General features: G+C 47.9%; 1 pseudogene. It reads right to left on the bottom strand.

The features are described 5' to 3' along the window. Nucleotides 1–261 (bottom strand): annotated as a pseudogene (locus AAEY83_RS16240) (glycerol-3-phosphate 1-O-acyltransferase PlsB); the annotation flags it as partial.

Below are 261 nucleotides of genomic sequence, written 5' to 3'. Positions count from 1 at the left end.
GCGTCATAAAGTAACGCTCAAGGCTTTGTTCGACAGGCGTCGCGAGTACCTGTAGCTGCTGATAGCATTTACTATTAGACTCAGGAACGCTAAGCACACCATCGCCCAACTCGACGATCAGTCCATGACTGAGCAGGTTGTCCACTTTTTTATTGAGCGTTTCGGCTAGGCCATGCGCTGGGTAGTATAAAAACAGCTCACTTTGTAAAAACGGATATAACTGCTCGGCAATGCTATTGAGACGACTGCGTTCGATACGAC

It is taken from the genome of Psychrobacter sp. TB20-MNA-CIBAN-0197 (assembly GCF_040309765.1).
GTDB classification, from domain to species: Bacteria; Pseudomonadota; Gammaproteobacteria; order Pseudomonadales; family Moraxellaceae; genus Psychrobacter; species Psychrobacter submarinus.
This window is presented reverse-complemented; position numbering and strand designations above follow the sequence as displayed.